Below are 7065 nucleotides of genomic sequence, written 5' to 3' on the forward strand. Positions count from 1 at the left end.
AATATTTTCCCTCATTAATTGCCGATGTTCGGTCTACGTTTTTGCCAATATCTCAGCTAGCCTCAGAAATTCACTCAATAACTGGCGCAGCGATCGATGTCGAACCGTTTCCCTTACCCCGTGACTTATTCGATTCATTTGCAGCGGTGGGGTGGGCACGACCCGAATTTTACTTGAATCGCGATATTCGTCATGGGATTTCATCATTTTCTCAAATACATCCCGATGAATTAGAGGATGGATTATTACACTTACAGGAGGATTTAGAGACAGGAAAATGGGATCGAAAGTATGGCGAGCTACGGCATCGAGATCGGTATGATGTTGGCTATTGTTTTGTGAAGAGCATGTTTCCTTTTCAAGCATTACCCGGTCTGAAAGATTAGGTGTCGAAGCCCGTTTTCGCTCGCTTTTAAGCCGATCTCACAACGCCGCTAAAACCACCTACTCGTGACATAACGCTTCCGCCTGTTTCGGCGTAATTCGCCCCGATTTGAGAAGCGTATCTGCCACTTCAAAAATCGACAACACCGAATGAGCGCGATACCCATTATCTTTGAGATAATTCCGAACCTCTTCCCCCCGATCGAGTAATACCACGATATCCTCAACCACCAACCCCGCCGATTTCAATTTCGCAGCCCCTTCCATGGCGCTATTTCCGGTAATTAAAATATCCTCGACCACTACCACGGTTTCCCCCGGAACAAAACCACCTTCGATCGCCCGTCGAGTGCCGTGGGCTTTGACTTCCTTGCGGGGGAAAATCATCGGGCGTTCCAACCGCAGAGATAGCCCCGTTGCGGTTGGCAAAGAACCATAGGGAATTCCAGCAATGCGATCGAACTTCAATTCTTGCAAAATCTCGCCGTAAGCCTGGAGAACCCGATCGAAAACTTGGGGGTTAGAGATAATTTTACGCAAGTCAATATAATGCGTGAAAGTTTCCCCCGAGGCTTGAACGTAATCCCCAAAAAGAATGCAACCAATATCGAACAGTTGCAAAATTAAATCTTGGTGGGGGTGTTTTTCCAAGATGCAAACATCGGGCATCCACAACTCGCAGCGGGCATTTTCTTGGCTGACACGATCGCGAATTCGATCGATTTTTTGATTGAGGAGATCTACTTCCGCCGCCAAATTTTCACTAGCCAGTAAATCCTGGGGAACGGGAATCAATAACCCCTCTCCAGTGGCATTAAGTCCCCCTTTCAAGACTTCACCCAGAATTTCATCCATATCCCCCCCGCCCCAAATACTGCGCGTCAGAATCGTACGTTCCGGGGCGATCGATCGCACCATGGTCAAGACATCCGCCGTTGTCGTCCCCACCTCAAACCCCAATTGTTCTGGAGTTCCCCAAGCCTTCGCCTCTTCCACGAGTTGCAAGTAAAAGGGCGATTCGGGTTCTGGATACTCCTGCAATACCACCGCCGCCGGATTGGAGGTACGACATAAGAGGAAAACGGCTTTATCCGGGTACATCAGAAACGGGGCAACCAAATCCTGTCCTGCATAAGGGTTGAGAGTAATTCCATCCACCTGCCACTCTTCAAATACCGTTTTTGCCAGGACACTACTGGTATTAAGATCGCCGTGTTTGGCATCGAGAATCACCGGTATCGAATCGGGAATCATCTCCAGCACTTGGAACAGCAGTTCCAGACCGGCAGTACCCAGGGCTTGGTAGAATCCCAGAGTGGGCTTGTAAGCGCAAACCCGATCGCTGGTCGCACCGATAACAAACGCCATCCAATCTTTTAGACTCGTCACCAGTTTGTCCGCCGCGATGGGATCGTCCGCTCGATCGCCTCGAGGCATCATTTCCGGGTTGGGATCGAGCGCCACCACCAACAAACTTCGATTTCGGGCGATCGCAGCATTTAATTTTTCATAAAAACTCATAAAGACCTCTAGAAGAATGTTGAGGAGGGAAAAATCGCGAACGTGCGGACTTGTCCTCACACCCTACACCCTACACCCCACACCATTCTCCCCATTCGACCCGATCGCCCAAAGTCGAATTTCTCACACATCGCGGTCAGCGAGCAACCGAGCGATATACTAAGAAAATGTAACTCAGTAAAAAATCTTCATAAAGTAATCTGGTAAGTCTGTATGGACTCAGGAATCGATCTCAAAGGCAGTATTATTCAAAGCTTAATCGACCTCGGTCTGCCTCCGGGTGCGGCAAAAGTCGTATGGATGCCCTTACCCTTGGGCTTGATGCTCGTCGTGGCAACCGTGGGAGTACTTGTTGCCGTTTGGCTGGAACGAAAAATCTCCGCAGCCGCCCAGCAACGGATCGGCCCCGAGTTTGCCGGTCCCTTAGGAACCCTACAACCCGTCGCCGATGGCCTCAAACTCCTCGTCAAGGAAGATGTCATCCCCAATAAAGCCGACCCCTGGCTGTTTACCATCGGCCCGGCGATCGTCGTGATTCCCATCTTTCTGTCCTTCCTCATCGTTCCCTTCGGGCAGAACTTGGTGATTACCGACCTGGGTATTGGCGCGTTCTTATGGATTTCCCTTTCCAGCGTTGCCCCCATTGGCTTGCTGATGTCCGGTTATGCTTCTAACAATAAATACGCCCTCATCGGCGGTTTGCGGGCGGCCGCCCAATCCATTAGCTACGAAATTCCCCTCGCCCTCTCCGTTCTGGCGGTGGTGATGATGTCTAACAGCCTCAGTACGATTGACATCGTCAACCAACAATCGGGTTACGGAATCTTGGGTTGGAATATCTGGCGACAGCCGGTGGGTTTCATTATTTTCTGGATCGCCGCCCTGGCTGAAACCGAACGTCTACCCTTCGATTTACCCGAAGCAGAAGAAGAAATCGTGGCCGGGTATCAGACCGAATATTCGGGGATGAAGTTTGCGCTATTTTTCCTAGGTTCCTACGTCAATCTGATTCTCAGCGCCCTGCTATTTGCCGTATTTTACCTGGGGGGATGGGACTTCCTGGTTCCCGTAGAACTGCTGGCGGATTTACTCGGTTTTAGCATCAACAGCCCCGTAGTCCAGGTGGTTACTGCATCTTTAGGGATTACGATGGTGCTGGTGAAAACCTACTTGCTGGTTTTTATCGCCATTCTGCTGCGCTGGACGACACCCCGCGTTCGCATCGATCAGTTACTCAATTTGGGGTGGAAGTTTCTCTTACCCGTTGCCTTGGTGAATCTTCTGCTGACCGCAGCACTGAAACTGGCATTTCCCGCGTTTTTTGGCGGTTAACAGGTCATCTATCCCCTATCCGAAATCTGAGACAGAGAACACCATGTTAAACTTCCTCAAACAAGTCGGCGACTACGCTAAAGAGTCTTTCCAAGCCGCCAAGTATATCGGTCAAGGCTTGTCCGTCACCTTCGACCACATGCAACGCCGTCCGGTCACCGTTCAGTATCCTTACGAAAAGGTGATTCCCTCCGAACGGTATCGGGGGCGAATTCACTTTGAATTCGACAAGTGCATTTCTTGTGAAGTCTGCGTCCGGGTTTGCCCCATTAACTTACCCGTTGTGGACTGGGAATTTAATAAAGCCCAGAAGAAAAAGCAACTCAAGCACTACAGTATCGATTTCGGGGTCTGCATTTTCTGCGGTAACTGCGTGGAATACTGCCCGACGAACTGCTTGTCCATGACTGAAGAGTACGAACTGAGCGCGTACGATCGCCACGAATTAAACTACGATAACGTCGCATTGGGTCGCTTGCCAGCGAATATCAAAGACGACCCCATGGTGACCCCGATGCGAGAGTTTGCGTACCTACCCAAGGGTGTCATCAGTCCCCATGATTTACCTGCAGGGGCACGCCGCGCCGGTCGCCGTCCGGAAGAACTGCTCGAAGAACTCGAAGCAGAACTTGCCGCTTCTGAGGCGACAGCCGAGACGAAGTAGTACCCGATCGCGTATTGTTGAAGGCGCGCCGTTGAGGACGCGAAACCATCAAGACATAGGATAAAGGATAAAAATTGTGAATTTAGCGCAAGGGGTTCAGATCGTTTCTTTAGGTCTACTCACCCTGATGATGATTTCTGCCGCCCTGGGGGTGGTTTTGCTCGACAATATCGTCTACTCGGCATTTTTGCTGGGGGCGGTATTCACCAGTATTGCCGGGATGTACCTGCTGCTGAATGCGGATTTCGTCGCGGCTGCCCAGCTTCTCATCTACGTGGGTTCGGTGAACGTGCTGATTCTGTTTGCCATTATGTTGGTCAACAAGCGCGAGGACTTCGTACCGATGACGCGGGGATGGGTTCGCAAAGGGGCGACGGCGGCAGTCTGTGCCGGTTTGTTTGCTTTGCTTGCGACGATGGTATTGTCCACACCTTGGTCGATTTCTGAGGCGATGCCTTCAACCGAGAGTACGACGTTGCAGATTGGTACGCATTTCTTTACTGATTTCTTGCTACCGTTTGAGTTGGTGTCGGTGCTGTTGCTGATGGCGATGGTAGGGGCAATTGTGATTGCCCGTCGCGATATTATCCCGGATATCGGATCGGCCTCTGAGGAAAATTTATCTTTCCAGTTACCCGAACGTCCTCGCGAGGCAGTAGGGGCTTTGAGCGAGTCTGGATCGGATTCCACGGGAAGTTAACCGAAACTCATTTTCATTGAGTGGCGATCGAAAACATAAAAGTATGGAACTACAACTCGAATATTTTTTGCTACTAGCAGCGGCGCTCTTTTGCATCGGCATTTATGGTTTGATTACTAGTCGGAATGCCGTGCGAGTTCTGATGTCGATCGAACTGCTGTTGAATGCTGTAAATTTAAATTTAATGGCATTCTCAAATTATCTCGATCCTGAGAATATTAAAGGTCAAATTTTTTCTATCTTTGTGATTACGATTGCGGCGGCGGAAGCGGCTGTAGGTTTGGCGATCGTTTTGGCAATTTACCGAAATCGAGATACGGTGGATATGGAGAAGTTCAACTTGTTGAAGTGGTAAGAAATATTTCCAGCAGTTGACTTTTTTAATCTTATAGTATCAAAAAGATGAGAAGGGCGCGAGCGATCGCGTCTTTTTTCGATAGTTTTGAAAGGTAAATAAAACGCAAAAAAGTTGTAGGGTAAGCACAGGTAACGGGGTAGGCACAGGGGCACTACCCCGACTGTCCGCAACTCAATAAGAAATTGATTTAAAACATACGAATAATAATGGAAAGAGGACTATTATGGTTGCCGCTGCTGGTCTTATTTTTCTGGCTAGCATGGGCGGGATGGAACGAGTATCAGAAAGTGGAAGCCTACCGAATCTGGGCGGAATCTTTCGAGCGATCGAAATACGATATTTACGCCGTTTTGGGGCAAAAAGGACGAGAAATTACCTGGGGAAAACCAACCCGAAAAGACCCCAAAGATTTACAAACCTTTTCCTTGGATGATGTCAGTAAAATTCGCTTAATCGTCGATGGAAAACCTGTAGAAGGTGAGTCACCCAACAAAGGAAAAGCTGGATTAGAATTCACCCTGAATAACGATCGTTCTCCCGTCACTATTCCCTTTACCCAGGTCAATATAGCGGCGGAGTGGGGCAAGTTTTTGCAAGAGACGATCTGAGAAATATCGAGAAACAGCACTCGGCGATCTCAGGTTTTGCCCATCATCGATCGCCCTATGCTTATCCAACTTTCTTATCCAACTTTCTTATCCAACTTTCTTATCCAACTTTCTTATCCAACTTTGTGTCCTTGGTGTCTTTGTGGTTCTTTGACTACCCCAACCCCTCAAGCAACTGCGCCTTCGCACTTTCCAATGCCGCTGCCAACTGACTCGGATCGCGTCCTCCCGCCTGGGCTAAATTCGGTCGTCCGCCACCGCCACCGCCGCAGAGTTTGGCGACGGAACCGATGAATTTGCCCGCTTGTAAGCCTTTGCCATTCACCTCTTTGCTAAAAGCTGCCACCAGACTCACTTTGCCATCTCCGGGAGACGAACCTAACACCACCGCAGATGTTCCCAGCTTTTGCTGCAACCGTTCGGCTGCGGTTTTCAGGGAGTTGGCATCGGCTTCTCCCATCTGGGCAACGAGTACCTTAAATTCACCCACAGCTTCCGCTTGAGAAACTAACCCTTCCGATTGCGCTACGGCAAGTTCCGACTTGACTGCATCAAGTTCCTTCTGGGTGGCTTTGAGTTCCCCCTGCAAGCTCGAAATCCGATCGGGAATCTCTTCCGGCTTAGCTTTGAGACGATCGCTCAAATCCTTCACCACCCGATCGCGCAAATTCAGATAATCTAAAATGGCCGGGCCTGACACCGCCTCGATCCGGCGAATCCCCAAGGCAATCCCGGTTTCCGAAATTATCTTGAACGCGCCAATTTCCGCCGTATTTCCCACGTGGGTGCCGCCGCACAACTCCATAGATACGCCGGAAAAATCGATGACGCGCACTTCATCGGCATACTTTTCCCCGAACATCGCCGTTGCCCCTTTCGCCTTCGCCTCCTCAAGGGCCATCGTTTCCACCTGTGCCGGATGCGCCTCGGCAATCCAGGTATTGACCCGATTTTCCACTTCCTGCACCTCCTCTGGAGTCAGGGAACGGGGGCAGTTGAAATCGAAGCGAAGTCGATCGAAATCCACCAAAGAACCGGCTTGGGACACGGAATCGTCGACGATTTTCTTCAGGGCCGCTTGCAACAGGTGAGTTGCCGTATGGTTAGCTTGGGCGCGACGGCGACAGGCCCGATCGATGGTGGCCGAAATCCGATCGCCCCCCTTGAGGGTTCCCCGTTCCACCCGACCGAAATGGACGAAAATCGCCCCCTCTTTTTTCACGTCATCCACCCGCACCAGCAAATCCTCGCCCCTGAGGTAGCCGCGATCGCCGATTTGCCCTCCAGACTCGGCATAGAACGGCGTGCGATCGAGCACCACTTGCACCTGGTCCCCTGCCTGGGCAGCCTCTACAGTATTGCCATTTGCAAACACCGCTTCCACCGTTGCCGTCGCGTCGGAATCGGTATAGCCCAAAAACTCCGTCGCCTTCACCGAAGCCGCCAACTCATCCAAATGTCCCCGCACCGTCAAATCAACGGTTTCGTGGGCATCGCG

The 7065-nt window shown here is 50.6% G+C and carries 8 protein-coding genes; 6 read left to right on the forward strand and 2 right to left on the reverse strand.

Annotated elements, in window-relative coordinates:
- On the forward strand, positions 1–386 hold a 386-nt coding region (locus tag IQ235_RS14590; RefSeq protein WP_264322175.1), incomplete at its 5' end, for a hypothetical protein.
- A gap of 58 nt (positions 387–444) precedes the next feature.
- Here IQ235_RS14590 and IQ235_RS14595 read toward each other — a convergent pair.
- On the reverse strand, positions 445–1905 hold the full coding sequence (locus IQ235_RS14595) for a bifunctional orotidine-5'-phosphate decarboxylase/orotate phosphoribosyltransferase (protein ID WP_264322182.1): 1461 nt from the start codon (positions 1903–1905) through the stop codon (positions 445–447).
- A 213-nt stretch (positions 1906–2118) separates the two neighbouring features.
- Here IQ235_RS14595 and nuoH point away from each other — a divergent pair, with 213 nt between their 5' ends.
- The 5 genes from nuoH (at position 2119) to IQ235_RS14620 (ending at position 5567) form a co-directional block, all read left to right on the forward strand.
- Complete coding sequence (gene nuoH, locus IQ235_RS14600) at positions 2119–3237, forward strand: NADH-quinone oxidoreductase subunit NuoH (protein WP_264322176.1); 1119 nt, start codon at positions 2119–2121, stop codon at positions 3235–3237.
- Positions 3238–3280: 43 nt separating this feature from the next.
- The gene (gene ndhI, locus IQ235_RS14605) at positions 3281–3901 is read left to right on the forward strand and encodes an NAD(P)H-quinone oxidoreductase subunit I (RefSeq protein WP_264322177.1); all 621 of its coding nucleotides are present in this window, start codon (positions 3281–3283) and stop codon (positions 3899–3901) included.
- Positions 3902–3977: 76 nt separating this feature from the next.
- Positions 3978–4601: an NADH-quinone oxidoreductase subunit J gene (locus IQ235_RS14610; protein ID WP_264322178.1), complete on the forward strand. Its 624-nt coding sequence runs from the start codon at positions 3978–3980 to the stop codon at positions 4599–4601.
- Positions 4602–4644: 43 nt separating this feature from the next.
- Positions 4645–4956, forward strand: coding sequence for an NADH-quinone oxidoreductase subunit NuoK (gene nuoK / locus IQ235_RS14615; RefSeq protein ID WP_264322179.1), 312 nt, complete (start codon positions 4645–4647; stop codon positions 4954–4956).
- Positions 4957–5165: 209 nt separating this feature from the next.
- Positions 5166–5567, forward strand: coding sequence for a hypothetical protein (locus IQ235_RS14620; RefSeq protein ID WP_264322180.1), 402 nt, complete (start codon positions 5166–5168; stop codon positions 5565–5567).
- A gap of 154 nt (positions 5568–5721) precedes the next feature.
- Here IQ235_RS14620 and IQ235_RS14625 read toward each other — a convergent pair.
- Positions 5722–7065 (reverse strand): alanine--tRNA ligase-related protein (locus tag IQ235_RS14625; protein WP_264322181.1); only part of this gene is annotated, 1344 nt, incomplete at its 5' end.

It is taken from the genome of Zarconia navalis LEGE 11467 (assembly GCF_015207075.1).
In the GTDB taxonomy this organism is placed as follows: domain Bacteria; phylum Cyanobacteriota; class Cyanobacteriia; order Cyanobacteriales; family Geitlerinemataceae; genus Zarconia; species Zarconia navalis.

Excerpts from the sequence above, each read along its gene's own strand:
- IQ235_RS14595 (WP_264322182.1), bottom strand. The coding sequence starts at position 1,905 with ATGAGTTTTTATGAAAAATTAAATGCTGCGATCGCCCGAAATCGAAGT.
- nuoH (WP_264322176.1), top strand. The coding sequence starts at position 2,119 with ATGGACTCAGGAATCGATCTCAAAGGCAGTATTATTCAAAGCTTAATC.
- ndhI (WP_264322177.1), top strand. The coding sequence starts at position 3,281 with ATGTTAAACTTCCTCAAACAAGTCGGCGACTACGCTAAAGAGTCTTTC.
- nuoK (WP_264322179.1), top strand. The coding sequence starts at position 4,645 with ATGGAACTACAACTCGAATATTTTTTGCTACTAGCAGCGGCGCTCTTT.
- IQ235_RS14620 (WP_264322180.1), top strand. The coding sequence starts at position 5,166 with ATGGAAAGAGGACTATTATGGTTGCCGCTGCTGGTCTTATTTTTCTGG.